Source organism: Schwartzia sp. (in: firmicutes) (assembly GCF_978017985.1).
This window is the reverse complement of sequence record NZ_CDXDFU010000041.1, coordinates 1-15,283: the sequence shown is the minus strand read 5'-3', so window position 1 is coordinate 15,283 and position 15,283 is coordinate 1. Positions and strand designations below refer to the sequence as shown.

Annotated in this window: 11 protein-coding genes and 1 pseudogene; 4 read left to right on the top strand and 8 right to left on the bottom strand. The window is 52.4% G+C overall.

The window, feature by feature from the left end:
* The first annotated feature begins 136 nt into the window (after positions 1 to 136).
* From ACY69O_RS02090 to ACY69O_RS02075, 4 genes are read left to right on the top strand one after another with little or no spacing between them, the layout of a single operon-like run.
* The gene (locus ACY69O_RS02090; RefSeq protein ID WP_462331815.1) at positions 137 to 1,132 is read left to right on the top strand and encodes an efflux RND transporter periplasmic adaptor subunit; all 996 of its coding nucleotides are present in this window, start codon (positions 137 to 139) and stop codon (positions 1,130 to 1,132) included.
* Positions 1,132 to 2,919 (top strand): ATP-binding cassette domain-containing protein, encoded by a 1,788-nt coding sequence (locus ACY69O_RS02085; protein WP_462331814.1) that lies wholly within the window; start codon positions 1,132 to 1,134, stop codon positions 2,917 to 2,919. The genes ACY69O_RS02090 and ACY69O_RS02085 overlap by 1 nt, the downstream gene beginning before the upstream one ends.
* Positions 2,903 to 4,018, top strand: a complete 1,116-nt coding sequence (locus tag ACY69O_RS02080) for an ABC transporter permease (RefSeq protein ID WP_462331813.1) — start codon at positions 2,903 to 2,905, stop codon at positions 4,016 to 4,018. The genes ACY69O_RS02085 and ACY69O_RS02080 overlap by 17 nt, the downstream gene beginning before the upstream one ends.
* Complete coding sequence (locus ACY69O_RS02075) at positions 4,015 to 5,133, top strand: ABC transporter permease (RefSeq protein ID WP_462331812.1); 1,119 nt, start codon at positions 4,015 to 4,017, stop codon at positions 5,131 to 5,133. Before ACY69O_RS02080 ends, ACY69O_RS02075 begins: the two co-directional genes overlap by 4 nt.
* 62 nt (positions 5,134 to 5,195) lie before the next feature.
* Here the strand turns inward: ACY69O_RS02075 and ACY69O_RS02070 are convergent, their stop codons facing one another.
* The 8 genes and pseudogenes from ACY69O_RS02070 to ACY69O_RS02035 form a co-directional block, all read right to left on the bottom strand.
* Positions 5,196 to 6,509, bottom strand: coding sequence for an SH3 domain-containing protein (locus ACY69O_RS02070; protein ID WP_462331811.1), 1,314 nt, complete (start codon positions 6,507 to 6,509; stop codon positions 5,196 to 5,198).
* Between the two features lie 84 nt (positions 6,510 to 6,593).
* Positions 6,594 to 7,202 (bottom strand): sigma factor-like helix-turn-helix DNA-binding protein, encoded by a 609-nt coding sequence (locus ACY69O_RS02065; RefSeq protein ID WP_462331810.1) that lies wholly within the window; start codon positions 7,200 to 7,202, stop codon positions 6,594 to 6,596.
* Between the two features lie 231 nt (positions 7,203 to 7,433).
* Entirely contained in the window at positions 7,434 to 8,891 is a 1,458-nt protein-coding gene (locus tag ACY69O_RS02060; RefSeq protein WP_462331809.1) for a TrkH family potassium uptake protein, read from the bottom strand.
* A gap of 15 nt (positions 8,892 to 8,906) precedes the next feature.
* Complete coding sequence (locus ACY69O_RS02055) at positions 8,907 to 10,349, bottom strand: TrkH family potassium uptake protein (protein WP_462331808.1); 1,443 nt, start codon at positions 10,347 to 10,349, stop codon at positions 8,907 to 8,909.
* 6 nt (positions 10,350 to 10,355) lie between these two features.
* Positions 10,356 to 11,702, bottom strand: a complete 1,347-nt coding sequence (gene trkA, locus ACY69O_RS02050; protein WP_462331807.1) for a Trk system potassium transporter TrkA — start codon at positions 11,700 to 11,702, stop codon at positions 10,356 to 10,358.
* Between the two features lie 220 nt (positions 11,703 to 11,922).
* Positions 11,923 to 12,855 carry a cysteine synthase A gene (cysK, locus tag ACY69O_RS02045; RefSeq protein WP_462331806.1) on the bottom strand — a complete coding sequence of 311 codons (933 nt, stop codon included), beginning with the start codon at positions 12,853 to 12,855 and terminating at the stop codon, positions 11,923 to 11,925.
* A 306-nt stretch (positions 12,856 to 13,161) separates the two neighbouring features.
* A complete protein-coding gene (locus ACY69O_RS02040) occupies positions 13,162 to 14,106 on the bottom strand; it encodes an AEC family transporter (protein ID WP_462331805.1) in 945 nt (314 codons plus the stop codon).
* A 158-nt stretch (positions 14,107 to 14,264) separates the two neighbouring features.
* Positions 14,265 to 15,283: pseudogene (locus ACY69O_RS02035) on the bottom strand (hypothetical protein); the annotation flags it as partial.

The window sequence follows — 15,283 nt, the reverse complement described above, 5'->3', positions numbered from 1 at the left end:
TGCACTTATTTATATTCGCTATAAAGCAATTTTCTCCTGCAAATTTTGCAAAGAAAGATAAAGCAATTTATGCCCCATTATGCTATACTTATCTTATCTTAACTTAACAAAATATTCAGAAACGGAGAGGGGCAGCATGGAAAAGAAGCGTTTATGGATTGCCGTTATCATCGCAGTCGTTCTTGTAGGAGCCGTTTGTTGGTTTATCAATGACAGAAACAGCAAACAGGAAGCCGCGCATCATTTGACCTTATCAGGAAACGTAGATGTGCGCGAGGTTACTCTTGCCTTCCGCTCCAGCGACAGAATAGAATCGCTGCTTGTGGAAGAGGGAGACCATGTAGTAAAAGGCCAGCCCCTCGGACGTATAGAGACACGGGACCTTGCAATCCAGCTCGCCCAGACAAAGGCGCAGGTTCTGGCGCAGCAGAGCGCGGTTGATAAGCTGCACAACGGAACACGCCCCGAGGAAATCGAGCAGGCGGCAGAAAAGGTCCGTCAGGCAGAGGCAGCCTCCATGCTCGCCCAGAGCGTGTTGGAGCGCAAGCAGAAGGTCTATGATGACGTACGCGGAATAAGCGACCAGGAGCTCGACAGTGCCATTTCGCAGGCTGACGCCGCACGGGCGCAGACAGAAGCGGCACGCCGCGCGTACGAGGAAGCCGTAACAGGCCCCCGTGCAGAGGATATAGCTGCAGGCGAGGCTCAGCTTGAAGCGCTGAAGCAGCAGCAGGCACATATCGAATATCTCATCACCGAAGCGGAGATGAAGGCTCCCTGCGACGGTGTTATCCGTTCGCGCATGCGCGAGGTGGGCGACATGGTTTCTCCATCCGCTCCCGTTTACAAGCTGTCCCTACTGGACAAAAAATGGGTGCGCGTCTACGTCAAGGAAAGCGACCTCGGACGAGTAAAGGAAGGGCAGAACGCCACCGTAACCATCGACAGCTTCAAGGATAAATCCATAAAAGGACAGATAGGATATATTTCCTCCTCCGCCGAGTTCACACCGAAGACAGTTCAGACGGACGAGCTTCGTACATCTCTTCTCTACGAGGTCCGCGTCTATCTCGACGACCCGGAAAATATCCTCAGACTCGGTATGCCTGCAACGGTTCGGGTGGATTTCTGATGGACGCGCGGCAGGAATACGTAATTAAAACTGAACATCTTACAAAGGTCTTTCAGCCGAAAAACGGAGCCCCTGTCACAGCGCTTGCTTCTCTGGATATACAGGTAAAAAAAGGTGTCCTCTCCGCACTGATAGGCCCCGACGGCTCGGGAAAGACTACCCTTATGCGCCTTGTCGCGGGGCTGATGGTGCCTACGGAAGGCACTCTCACCGTGCTTGGAAAGAACGTAGTGGAGACCCCGCAGGCGGTTCAGGACGAGCTCAGCTATATGCCGCAGAAATTCGGTCTTTACGAGGATTTATCCGTGCAGGAAAACCTCGACCTTTACTCAGACCTTCACGGCATACCACAGGAAATACGCCCCGAACGCTTCGAACGCCTTTTGAAAATGACGGGACTGACACCCTTTACAAAGCGCCTTGCGGGAAAGCTCTCGGGAGGCATGAAGCAGAAGCTCGGTCTCGCATGTACTCTCGTGCGCTCTCCTTCCCTGCTGCTTCTTGACGAGCCCACAGTGGGTGTAGACCCGTTGTCCAGGCGCGAGCTCTGGGAAATACTGAAAACACTGGTTGAAAGCGATCCTATTTCGATACTCGTAAACACCTCCTACATGGACGAAGCAGAAATGTGCGCCGACGTATTCATCATGAACCGCGGACGCGTTCTCATGCAGGGCACCCCCGCCGAAGTGCGCGCTCTCGCGAAAGACTGCTGCTACTCCGTAAGTCCCCCTGAAAATCTCCCCACCCGCGTGCTCCAGAGCCTTTTGCTGGACGACACAGAGCATATAACAGATGCCGTCCCCGACGGGGGCCGTGTCCGCTTCATAAAAAACGGCACAGAGGACAGCCCTGTCCTCAGTGATTTTTCCCTCACGGCAGAGGCTGTTCCCGAGCGCCTTGAGGACGGCTTTATGCTGCTCCTCCATAAGGACATGAAGGAAAACCCCGACCCGTTAATGCCTTCCGCGAAAAATAACAGCGAAACACTGAAAAACCAGAAATACGAGATTTCCCGCGAGGAAATGCCCGTGGATATCGAGGTCAAAAACCTCATAAGAAAATTCGGAGATTTCACCGCCGTGGCAAACACCTCATTTTCCGTGCACAGGGGTGAAATTTTCGGGCTCCTCGGACCGAACGGCGCGGGAAAAACCACCACCTTCCGAATGCTCTGCGGACTTCTCCCCGCCACCAGCGGTTACCTCAATGTGGCAGGAGTTGATCTTGCTGAGTCGCGTACAAAAGCCCGGGCAAACCTCGGCTATGTAGCGCAGAAATTCTCACTCTACGGCAACCTCAGTGTCATGGAAAATCTGCGGTTCTTTGGAGGCGCGTACGGGCTTTCGGGCGAAACTCTGAAAAAACGCATAGAAGAAGTTATCGACGAATTTTCCCTTAACGGACGCGAAAACGACGCCGCGGAAGCTCTCCCCGGAGGCTACAAGCAGCGTCTTTCAATGGCTGCGGCTCTCATGCACAGGCCGAAAATATTGTTCCTTGACGAGCCCACAAGCGGCATTGACCCGCTGGCACGCCGCCAGTTCTGGCGTCAGATAACAGACCTTTCGGCTCAGGGAACGACCATCATAATCACTACCCATTTCATGGAAGAAGCCGAATACTGCGACCGTATCATGATACAGGACCAGGGACGGCTGTTTGCCATAGGCAGCCCCGAGCGTATACGTGATGAGCTGGGGCTTAAAAACGCGCCTATGAACGAAATCTTCATCACTATTGTCGAAAACGGCAGAAAGGAGGGAGACAATGGAAAATCTTCCTGACTTCTTCCGCCGTCTGCGCGCTCTTGTCTACAAGGAATTTCTGCAGCTGAGCCGCGACAACAGCAGCCTTCTTCTGGGCATTGCGCTGCCTCTCGTCCTCATACTGCTCATAGGCTACGGCATATCCCTTGACGTAAAGAACGTGCCCACCGCCGTCGTGCTCGAGGACCCGTCACCCACGGCGCAGGACAGCGTGAGCTTCCTCACAGGCTCCGACTATTTCGAGCCCCGCTATGTCACGTCCATGCACGAAGCCAAAGAACTCATGGAGCAGCGCAAGGCAGACGTAATACTTTATATCCCCTCGGATTTCACGAAAAAACTCGCCTCCAATGAAGCGAAAATGCAGGCGATATTATACGGCGTAGAAACCACAACCTCTTTGACCGTTCAGGGCTACCTTGAAACGGGCCTTTCCGATTGGCTCATAAAACGTCAGGGCAGCGCAAGGGGCGCGGTAATCGTCAGCCGTATGTGGTTCAACGACGCAAATACAAGCGCGTGGTTCTTCGTGCCGGGACTTATCATGCTCATAATGACTATCGTGGGCGTATTCCTTACGGCCGTCGTCATGGCCCGCGAGTGGGAGCGCGGCACCTTTGAATCCCTTTTTGTCACTCCCGTACAGGCGGCAGAGCTTATACTGGCAAAAATGATTCCTTACTTTTTCGTTGCAATGGCAGGTATGATTCTGTGTCTTGTGGCAGGGCACTATCTCTACGAGGTTCCCCTGCGCGGCTCCCTTATACTCATACTGGGTGTATCAATGCTCTACCTTATCGTGGCTCTGGGCATAGGGCTCGTCATTTCCGCGATAACGAAAAACCAGTTCAACGCGTGCCAGCTCGCCCTGCTTGTGAGCTTCATGCCCTCGGTAATGGTATCCGGCTTCCTCTTTGACCTTCATTCGCAGCCCTTTGCTATTCAGATAATAAGCAAGATACTTCCGACAACGTATTATCTGATTTTGCTTAAATCGCTTTTCCTTGCGGGCAACAACTATCCGCTTCTTATCAAGAACGGCCTTATCCTCATGGGATATGCCGTATTCTTTATCGGGCTTGCCTTCCATATCACAAGAAAGAAGGTGGAGGAATGAATCTCGACAGTCTGCGCGTCTTCCTTATGCACCTCAGGTTTATATGCGAAAAGGAGCTTCTCGCCACCTTCAAGGACAAAACCGCGCGGCAGCTTCTTCTTGTGCCTGTTCTTATGCAGGGCATTCTTTTCGGCTACGGCGCCACCTATAACCTGGACAACGTGCCCTTTGCAGTACTGGATATGAGCCACACGAAGGAAAGCCGGAGCCTCATAGCCCACATAGACGGCACCAACGCATTCACACGGGTCGCTACGCTGAACTCCACCTACGATATAGAAAAGGTAATGTACGATGAAACGGCTATGGCGGTGCTCGTCATTCCCACGGACTTCACCTCGAAGCTGTCACTTAACGAGCCTGCTCCCGTGCAGCTCATCACCGACGGACGGAACACCATGACCGCGGGACTTACCGCGTCCTACTTCGGGCGCATCACCGCCGCGTGGAACGCGGAATCTCTCGGCAATCCGCCAATAGAGCTTATTACCCGTATATGGTACAATCCCAACCAGACAACACGCTGGGCGTTCCTGCCGGGACTTATCGGTCTGATCAGCTTCACTCAGGTAATCATGCTTGCAGGGCTTTCCATTGCAAAGGAACGCGAGCAGGGAACATTTGACCAGCTTCTCGTCGCTCCCTTTTCACAGTTCGAAATTTTAGTAGGAAAAGCACTGCCGCCAATGCTTATCGGAATGTTCCAGAGCACGGTGCTGTTTATGCTGGCCCTGTTCCTGTTCAGGATTCCATTCTCGGGCTCGGTGCCTCTTATGTACCTCACGCTGTTCATATTCATACTCAGCTCGACGGGTATAGGACTCACCATATCCGCCATATCCAACAGCATGCAGCAGGTGCTTGTATACGTATTCGTACTGCTTCTGCCTCTGTCGCTTCTCTCGGGCATAGCTACACCAATACACAACATGCCTGAGGCTCTGCAGATACTCACCTACGCAGACCCGCTGCGATTTGCCACAGACGCGCTCAGACGCATCTACCTCGAAGGCGCGGGATTAAAAAACATCTACCACGACTTCATTCCAATGCTCACCGTGGCATTTATCACCCTGCCATTTGCAGGCTGGCTGTTCAGGAATAAGACGACGTAAACGAAAAAGAGGTTCATTGGCTCGAATGAGTCGATGAACCTCTTTATTGTTAAAATTATTCTTTATTCAGGTATCATAGTTCCCACGCTTGTGAGTCTGCGGCAGAAGGTTCTGCCGTCTTCACCGAGGAGGTTCAGGCTGGAAAGGAGCACACGGCAGGGGTACTGTACCTCGTCGCCGTTAGTTCCCTTTGTTCCGTAGCTGTAGAGCGCCTGCAGCACCATTGGCTTTCCTTCTGTAGTAGTTCCGAGAAGCACGGAGACCTGTCCCGGCTGGAAGAGAAGGCTGCCCGGCATAGCCGTGGCTATTACAGGGATACGTTCTGCCTCCGTGAGTATCTCCGGAAGCTTAACAATATGGCTCATTGCCATTTCCTGTCTTGCACTGTCACGGGGCAGCTCTATGCCTACAGTTCTGTAGACATCTGCTGCCAGCGCGGAGCTGTCCACGCTGTTATCAAGCCCGCCCCAGCCGTACACATCGCCGATGAAGCGGAAGGACTGGCGCACGAGATTGTTTGTAGTGTACGAAAGATATCCTTCGTGGAACATTTTCACATCATGAGGGATTGCAACCTTCTGTTCCTCCAGTCGTCCCGAGGCATCAGCGCGGGGTATACGAACCGTCCACACCTGCCATGCATGTCCCAGCAGCGGAATACGGCTTCCCATCTGGAATATTTCCTTATGGTCTCCGTGCGTCTGTACCGTGGCGAGATTCGCCGTCACCACGAGGAATCTGTCGGGGGATACATATGAGAGCCATACCGCACGATCTGTAAAGGCGAGAGTTTTTTTCTCCACCCAGCCCCTGTAGTTTCTCATCTGCACAAAGCAGTATTTTTTATCTTCGCTGTCAGCGAGAACAGCAACAGGCTCTGCCGGATCAGCCGCAGTCCCCTGCAGGCGGTCTTCTTTTCTGGAGCCTGCGGCATCAAACCATGCCTGCTCCGTAGGAAGAAAGCGAAGGTTTGTGCGTGTAACCGTAACTGCATAACGCACCGCCACCGGCTTTGTACTGTCATCATCACCGCGAAGAGAAAGCAGCTCTTCTTCGTCCTGAGGTGTTACGCGGTGCTCTGCTCCGTTTTCGTCCCGTGTGGAGAGTCCCGCGCCTGAAGGGGTAAGTTCCCTTATGAAGCCCCGTACCGTTTCCGCGGAAAGCTCCTCGGGATATGTCGCAAGGTCTACAGAAAAGTCGTCCTTTTCGCGTATGGCTGCGTTCATTCCCCGTATTTCCTCACGGGTCGCCACCTGAACATCACCCAGAGAGCCCGCCCTTGCTTCCCAATACGCCGCCTCCATCATGGACGCCGCATGTCCGCCTGCAGGCAAAAGCAGCCAGAGGCACAGCAGGCAGAAGCATATTCGTTTCATTGAATCCATCCTCCCCGATATACGCGATACGATTCTCCCTAGTACCAGTATCACGTTTATGTCGTTATTTTTGTAACATATGGATTACATTAAAACACTGTGCAAAAATGTGCGATATTTATCCTGCTTTTCCCCTGTGCTGTTCTTTACCGCCCAGCGGAGAACCTCAAGACTCTGCGCGTATGTTCCCGACTCGGGGTCAAGGGGCAGGACTCCGTTTACAAGGTCGTCCGCCACATGGAGCCGCACGCGGTTTAATATTTTCTGTACTGTCGACGGGCTCATATGCATTTCCTTCGCAATCTGACGGATTGGTTTTCCTTCATATATATGAGCGACAAAAATTTCCTGTCCCTCCTGAGCGTCCTTGTACTGGGCAGGGCGTCCGGGAGAGCGCGCAAGCTGACTCTGTGCCGCGCGTACGATTATTTCAATGCCTTCACGGTCTATAGATGATTCGCGGTAGATTTCGCTGAAGCCCTTCTGCGGATCGGCAGCCGTGTCCTCTATGAGCTTCCATGTATCGCCCTCCACGGCAAGCACCAGCAGGATTCCCTTTTCCCTGTTGAGATTCAAAAGATACACGTTGTCCACGTCCACGATTTTACGTGCCAGTCTTTTACGTGCGCCTGTGTTAATAGATGAAAGATCCAGACGTCCGATGGCAAGTTTGTGTTCCCCCGTGATAAGCATTTGTATCGCCTCCGTTATTGTTACGATAACTAAAGTATAACAGAAAAGGCCGGCGTCTGCCAGCCTTAAATAAATCATTTTTCATGCAATAAAAAAATTATTTAAAATCGTGCCACGGTCGCGACAACGTATTAAAACTACGTCGAGCGGCTGGTGACAAAGCATGACGGAAAAAGAACCGGCACCAATATCGCTACGTCGAGCGTCCGCTGACACAGCATGACGGAAAAATCACCAGGCCTTGTGCCAACGCCAAAACTCAGGCTGCAACAACGCCAGTACCGTAAAAATCTCAAGACGTCCGAGGAACATTGCAAAGCACGCCACTACCTTTGAAAAATCAGGAAGAAGCGCGTATGTACTGGTCGCGCCCGCGATACCGAAGCCCGGGCCGACACTTCCCATTGTAGATACTGCCACGCTGACCGCGTCAATCATGGAGATACCGTCCAGTATCATGGCAAAGGCAAAAAGCACGTCAAGCATTACATAGATGAAGAAGTGGCGCGCGATACCATAGAGCACCTCAGGCGGCATGATATTTCCGTTCATGCGCACGTGGGCGACAATCTGCGGATGAAGCTTCTGCCACGCCGCCGCTTTGACCATCTTGATGAGAACGACGAGGCGCATGACTTTGAGTCCGCCAGCCGTGGAACCGCCGCATCCGCCAACAAACATCAAAAACAGCAGCACGGATTTTGAAAAAGACGGCCACAGGTCAAAGTCGTTTGATACATATCCCGTGGTGGAGAAAAGCGCGGCCACCTGAAAAGACGCGTACCTGAGGGACTGCGGAATATCCATGCCCATCTCTGTGACAAGGTCTGCGGTAACGAGTACAGTCGCCACTGCAAATACTGCCAAAAACACCTTGAACTCGGTGTTTCTGAGTATTATCTTGCCGCCATGGCGCCATGCCATGACGTACATTCCGAAGCTGCCACTGGCTATAACCATAAAAAAGACTGCCCACGCCTCAAGGAGCGGATTGTCGTAATAGATAAAGCTGCTGCCCTGGGTGGAAAATCCGCCTGTAGCTATGGTGGTCAGTGCGTGATTGACCGCGTCATACAGGGGCATTCCGCAAAGGACGTAGACTATACCGCATACTACGGTAAAGGACAGATAGATTTTGAACAGTGCCGCCGCATTGTCCTTTATTCGTGGGAGCTGGCGTTCCTTTGTCGGTCCTGTGGACTCCGCCTGCATCATGTAGACGGCGCCGCGTCCGAACTGCGGAAGGAGCGCCATAAATATGACGATGATACCGAGGCCTCCAACCCAGTTGGTAAGACTGCGCCAGAGCAGGAGGCTTCTGGGAAGATGGTCGAGAACGTCCATGACTGTTGCGCCCGTGCCCGAAAGACCCGAGATTGACTCCGTAATACTGTCCAGGAAATTCAGCCAGCCGCCGAAATAATAGGGCTGCATGGAAAGAACGGAAACCATAAGCCAGCCAAGGGTTGTAACCGCAATGCCCTCTCTGAGGGTAAAATCACGGTCAGGAGTCAGACCGTTCTGACGAAGCCAACCGCCAAGCAGAAGGCTCACGAAGGACGAGCAGAAAAATATGCCTGCCGCTTCGCCCTCCACAGCGTAAACGGCATACGCCAGTGGAATCATCATTGCCGCGCTCACGCAGTAGGCGAGCGTTCCCAATATCTGTGCTACAACACGAATATCCATTGAAGCCCGCCTCCTTTACCAGTTATTTTCCGAACGGCGCGAACTGCCAGAAGCCAGAAGAAGTATTCCGAAAATCTGAAGCCGTCCGAGGAGCATGAAAAAGCAGCAGCCCAGCTTCGTCCAGCCCGGCAGCTCCATAAGCACCTCATGTCCGTAAAGGCCCGATGCCGTACCTACGCTGGAAAGCATACCTACTGCTATACCCGCCGCCTCCGGCATGGATATGTCAACAAGTGTCAAAAACAGTATAAAAACGTAAAAGGTTGCAAGGAACAGGAAGAAGTAGCAGAGCACACGAAGGACACTCGTGCGTGAAATATGCTGCTCACCCACGTGGATATCCGCCACCATGTGAGGGTGCAGGGTACGCTCCGCCTCCGCCATGGCCATTTTGAACAGGATAAGGAAGCGTTTTACCTTGAGTCCTCCTGTAGACGAACCGATGCAGCCGCCAACGAATACAAGCAAAAGCAGTACAAAGCGGTCAAAATCCGGCCAGTTCTCCACAGGGGCCGCGATAAAACCGCTGGTTGAAGCAAAGGAAATAACCGCAAACGCGGAGTAACGCAGGCTGTCCGAAACATCGTATGTGCCTGTCCAGTTCAGGTGCCATGCCACCACAAGGGTAAAAATCATCACCATTACAAGGAATACACGAAGCTCCACATCGCTGAAAAATTCACGGAAGGAACGGTGATGTATAGCCTGCCAGAGAAGGAGAAAGTTCGTGCTGGCAATAAGCATGGCAATCATTGCCGCCATTTCAAGGGCAATACTGTTTCGCGCGATAAAGCCCATCTGCTGGCTGCCTCCGTTTGTAGAGAGTGTCAGCATTGCCGCCAAAAGCGAATCAAGTGGGCCAAGGTCTGCAAGATAGTACAATAATGTCGTGAAAACCGTAAGCCCCAAATACAACAAGGCAGCCTTTCCTGCCATGCGGCGCATGCGCCCCAGCACAGGGCTGAACATGAGGTTCTGCTCGCGGGAAAGCGTCAGTCCGAAGCCGCCTACGACCTGCGGCAGTATGGTAACAAGAATGATAACAAAACAAAGCCCTCCCAGCCAGCTTATGAAGCCACCCCAGAAGCGCAGTGAATACGGGCTGTCCTGCGTAAAGAACGTGATTCCCGTGGTTGTGAAGTTGGACACACTCTCGAAAAAGGCATCTACTGCCGAAAGATTTCCCGACAGGACATAGGGGAGCATACCATATAGGGAAAGAACTCCCGCCCCTATGAACATCAGTGCCGCTCCGTCCAGCACCTGCATTCTGTCAGGGTGATGTTTTCCGAGAAAAATAAAAATCTCTCCCAGACACAGCACTACTATCGCAGACGTGAAAAAAGCCGGCATTTCCGCGGTATGCCTTATCACTGTATAAACCAGCGGAATAAGCATGGAAACCCCGGCCAGCACAGATATCTGTCCCAGGAGATAAGAAATCAGCCGGATACTCATGACGCTTTACCCTCTCTTGAAATACGACATGACCTTCTGCGAAAATTTCGGCTGAATGAAAAGCACGGCCCTGTCGCCCGGCAGCAGTACTGAATCACCGTTAGGAATGACGGCTTCTCCGTTGCGCACGTATGCGCATACCAGACATTCCTTCGGAACACGGACTTCCTTCAGCGGACGGTTTGCAACAGGCGCTTTTTCCTGCACGATTACCTCTACTGCCTCCGCCTGCGCACCCTCAAGAAGCGATACGGAGACTACGCCGCCGCGGCGCACGAATGCCAGAACCTCGCTGGCAGCCAAAAGGCGCGCGGAAATAACTATATCAATACCGACCTTCTCCATGAGGTCGTTGTACTCGCTTCTTGCCACACGGACGACGGTTTCGCGGGCACCCAGATGCTTCGCGAGAAGTGCCATCATCATGTTGAGTTTGTCGTCCTGCGTAAGGCATACGACAACATCTGCCGCGCTCACCGATTCCTCGTTCAGAAGGTCGATATTCGTTCCGTCTCCGTAAATGGAAATACCGCCGTTTTTGAGGCGTTCCGCCGCCATCTGTGAGCGGTCGCGGTCATTATCTATAATTTTTACGTTTACGCCCTGCCTGTCCAGCATGGTCGCAAGGGAACGGCCCGTACGGCCCGCGCCGATAATAAGCACACGCTCCAGTTTTCTCGCTTCGCGGCGCACGAAATTCTGGCTGAATGCCTCAATATCCTTCGTGCTTCCGATAAAGTATGCGTTATCCCCCGGCATCATGCAGTCATCGCCGTGAGGAATAATCATTCTATGGTCGCGGAATATCATGCCTGCCAGAATGGACGGAGGCATATTGAGCTTCTTCAAGGGTACGCCCGCATATTTCGAATCCGCCTGAACCTTCGTCTCAAAAAGACGTACCTTGCCGTCGGCAAAATCTTCTACGTTGAGAGCCGCCGGCGTCATGAGAATACGGTTTATTTCGCGGGCAGCAATATATTCCGGCATCAAAAGGAGGTCGATGCCGAACATCTTCTTTACCTCGTCCTTTGAACGCTCGATGAAGAGAAGGTCGCTGATGCGCGCTACCGTATGGCGTATGCCTGCCTTTTTCGCCAGCATGCAGCTAACCATGTTCGTCTCGTCGCTTGCAGTAACGGCAATAAGGACATCCGCCTTTTTTACGTCCATATCCTGCATGGTCTGCGGATGTGAACCGTTTGCCATAATAGTCAGGACATCGAGGCGGTTCTTTGCCTCCTCCAGACGGGTCGCGTCACGGTCAATAAGGACGACCTCATACTGCTCACGCGACAAGAGCTCGGAAATACTGTATCCCAGCTTTCCTGCTCCCACAACGACGATCCTCACGTTTATTCCCTCCTATAATACACTAACCAATGATAATCAATCATACTCTATTCTCTGCTAAAATGCTACTTTTTTTCAATGGGCAGGAAATCCCACTATTCTATGCATGTCGGAAAGCCTTAAAAATCAATGGCTCGCGGAAATGTCACGTCTGTATGTTCGGTTTTAGAGCATATAAAAAGCCTTCTCCTTCCGGAGAAGGCTTTTTATTCTTTTGAAATCAGTCAGCGAAAAGCTCCGTGGAAAGGTAGCGGTCGCCTGTGTCCGGAAGAAGAACTACGATAGTCTTTCCCTTGAACTCAGGACGTTTTGCCACCTGTGCCGCAGCCGCCAGCGCAGCACCGGAGGAAATTCCGATAAGCACGCCCTCGGTCTGTGAGAACTCACGGCCGTAATGGAACGCATCCTCATTGACGACAGGAATGACTTCATCATACACATCTGTATTGAGCGTATCAGGCACAAAGCCCGCGCCAATACCCTGAATCTTGTGAGCGCCTGCGGTACCCTTTGAAAGAACAGGCGAAGAAGCAGGCTCTACGGCAATGATTTTCACGTCAGGATTTTTATCCTTCAGATATTCTCCGACACCTGTGAGCGTGCCGCCTGTGCCTACGCCCGCGATGAAAGCGTCAACCTTTCCGTCCGTATCTGCCCAGATTTCCGGACCCGTTGTGTTTTTATGTGCTTCAGGATTTACAGGGTTCGTGAACTGCGACGGAATGAAGGAATGCGGAATTTTTCCTGCAAGCTCCTCAGCCTTCGCAATAGCGCCCTTCATGCCCTTCGCACCGTCGGTCAGAACGATTTCAGCACCGTAAGCCTTCAAAAGATTGCGGCGCTCTATGCTCATTGTCTCAGGCATGGTGAGAATAGCACGGTAGCCTCTTGCCGCAGCGAAGCTCGCAAGACCGATACCTGTGTTGCCGCTGGTCGGCTCGATAATAACGGAGTCCTTCGTCAGGATTCCTTTTTTCTCTGCGTCCTCGATCATTGCGCGGGCAATGCGGTCCTTGACGCTGCCTGCCGGATTGAAATACTCCAGCTTGACGAGAATGTTTGCTTCAAGCTTGTTCTTTTTGATGAAGTTATTTGCCTGAAGCAGCGGCGTGTTGCCAATCAATTCCGTGATACTCTGATAAATTTTCCCCATTAATTACGCCTCCCGGTACAAATCTCCCTTTAACAGGCTTCCCTGTTTTGGGTAACATACATAACATAGTTAATTGCTATGTTTATATTGTAATTGGCAAATCCTACTTTGTCAATAGGGTTTATTCCTTTTAACAAAAAATAATATTTATCCGCCAAAAGCTGTTTTTTTCCTAAGTTATCCCCAATTTTATTCACAAAACAGCCGTTCTATGTGCATAACTGTGGATAACCCTGCAAAAATAATGAAAAACCCTTCGATTTATCCACATTGTTTCGTGGATATTCGAAGGGCATGTTAAAAACTTCACAAAACACCGAGCGAATGGAATATTACAATCCAGCCAAAGAGTGTAAGGCATGAAAGCGCCGTGGTGAATACCACACAGTTTCCCGCCAGGTCGGCATCGCTGTCCATCTGCTGCGCCATCGCAAAGCCTGCCACAGCGCATGGAGAAGCAAAAATGGCTATGAGGGTAGCGAACTCCACCCCGCGGAATCCGAAGAACGCGCCTGCCGAAAGCACAAAGGCAGGAATAATAATCAGCCTGCTGATGATGCAGGCAATGAGCTGTTTTCTGTGCGTGCCCGTAGTACCGAGGTGAAAGGATGCGCCGAGAATAATCAGGGCGATAGGCGTCGTAGCCACCGAAATCTGATGAAGCGGCTTCATTACAACATTGGGAATAGGAATACCGAGAACGAGAAAAGCGAGTCCGCAGAGAGCGCCTGCTATCATCGGATTTTTCAGGACGTTTTTGAAAAGCTGCAGAGGAGCAACCTTTCCCCCGCGGAAAATCTCAAGCGTCATAACTCCGAGAACATTATAGATAGGCACGACCACCGCTATCATCATGGTGGTAACGGCGATATTTTCCTCTCCGAAAAGATTCGCCACAAGAGGTATGCCCAAAAGGACGAAGTTGCTGCGGTATATTGCCTGAATCATTGCCCCGCGCCTTTTGTCAGTGGGCTCGAACTTCGGCACAAGGAAAAAGGGAACAAGATATATAACCGCAAGAGAGCACAGCGCAAAGGCAATGAGCCGGGGCTGAAAGGTCTGTCGGATATTTGTGGTATAAGTGCTGTAAAAAAGCATGATGAAAAAGAATATCTGAAACACCATGCCGTTCACGCGTTTCAGCTCATCGTCCGTCAAGAGCTTGCGCAGACGGATAACAAGCCCCACGCCGATAAGGACGAACACGGGCACAACAGCCTTAAACGCAATCTGAAATCCGGTAAAATCCAAAACCGCTCCCCCCTTTCCTTCCTAATATAGTATTGTATACTTTTATCCCGTGTCGGAAAAGAGCGTTCAATGTATACAGCAAAAAGAAACGCCCCGAAGCCGGGGCGAAATATATTCTTGAAATTGACCGTGCAGGCAATATGCTCTTTTATACGGTATCAGAAGCTCCAGGTCGCGCCGAGCTGAACGCTGCCACCTCTTTGCTTTCCTGCCCAGCCCGTAACGCCGAGGTCGAGGGTCAGAGGGCCTTCTCCCGGCTTGACCTGCCAGCCCAGTTCCAGCATTCCGCTGCTTCCTTTCACGCTGGGACTCGGCGCGCCGATGCCGTTGAAGTGCGCCCTGGCCTCGCCGCCGAACTCATACTGGTAGGCGAGCCCTCCGTAGAGTTTGTTCTTATCGTTGATTTTGTGGGTAAGTCTTGCGCCGAAACGGATGCGGTGGCTGTCCACAGCGTCGAAGTCACCCGTCTCGTCGTCCATGCCCGCGATATGGATTGTCGTGGTGTCGCCAGCCTGATGGCTGAAGAAGTATTTGAAATAACCGTCGAGGGTGTTGTTGTTTCCCATATCGAAGACTTTGCCTACGCCGAGGTGCGCAGCGAAATAGTTGGACGCGCTGTCGTAGTCCACGCGCGCCATACCGCCAAGGTCACTCTTGTAGTCGGAGGTTACGCGGCCGCCCCGCAGGCTCCCCTCGTAATAGGAGCCGCCGTGGTTGACCTGCCGCGCCATGACGCCGAGCCCGAAATAGTGGGCGCCGCCATCGCCGTGGGTGCCGTTGTCAAGATAGCTGTCGTAGTTTCCTCCGCCGTACTCGACAATCGGACCGAAGAGCAGTTTTCCCTGACTGTTGGAAAACTCGCGGGCAAAGCCTATGTTGAGTCCGAAGCCACGCGTATCGACATAAGAGCCGCTTTCCGCCCGCATGGACGAACCGCCGAAGGCCGCGAAGGGCGTGAAGCCTCCGCCGCCCGTTCCACCGTCCGAGCCGTTTTTCGACTGCTCCGCCGCTTCGACGGCGACGGCATTAGCTGCCTGCTGGAAGCCCTGGGAAGCCAGCATATCCGCCCCCGCGTTGATGAAGGTAGTGGTGGCCGCCCGCGTCTCCACGAGAGACTTGGCGCTCTCGCTAGAAGTGTTCACATTCTCTACGGTGGCTTTTCCGTCCGCCGAGATGT

Bases quoted from the DNA above. Each gene is read 5' to 3' on its own strand.
- cysK (WP_462331806.1), bottom strand. From the start codon at position 12,855: ATGGGGAAAATTTATCAGAGTATCACGGAATTGATTGGCAACACGCCG.
- ACY69O_RS02070 (WP_462331811.1), bottom strand. From the start codon at position 6,509: ATGAAACGAATATGCTTCTGCCTGCTGTGCCTCTGGCTGCTTTTGCCT.
- ACY69O_RS02090 (WP_462331815.1), top strand. From the start codon at position 137: ATGGAAAAGAAGCGTTTATGGATTGCCGTTATCATCGCAGTCGTTCTT.
- ACY69O_RS02065 (WP_462331810.1), bottom strand. From the start codon at position 7,202: ATGCTTATCACGGGGGAACACAAACTTGCCATCGGACGTCTGGATCTT.
- ACY69O_RS02060 (WP_462331809.1), bottom strand. From the start codon at position 8,891: ATGGATATTCGTGTTGTAGCACAGATATTGGGAACGCTCGCCTACTGC.
- ACY69O_RS02055 (WP_462331808.1), bottom strand. From the start codon at position 10,349: ATGAGTATCCGGCTGATTTCTTATCTCCTGGGACAGATATCTGTGCTG.
- ACY69O_RS02075 (WP_462331812.1), top strand. From the start codon at position 4,015: ATGAATCTCGACAGTCTGCGCGTCTTCCTTATGCACCTCAGGTTTATA.
- ACY69O_RS02085 (WP_462331814.1), top strand. From the start codon at position 1,132: ATGGACGCGCGGCAGGAATACGTAATTAAAACTGAACATCTTACAAAG.
- ACY69O_RS02080 (WP_462331813.1), top strand. From the start codon at position 2,903: ATGGAAAATCTTCCTGACTTCTTCCGCCGTCTGCGCGCTCTTGTCTAC.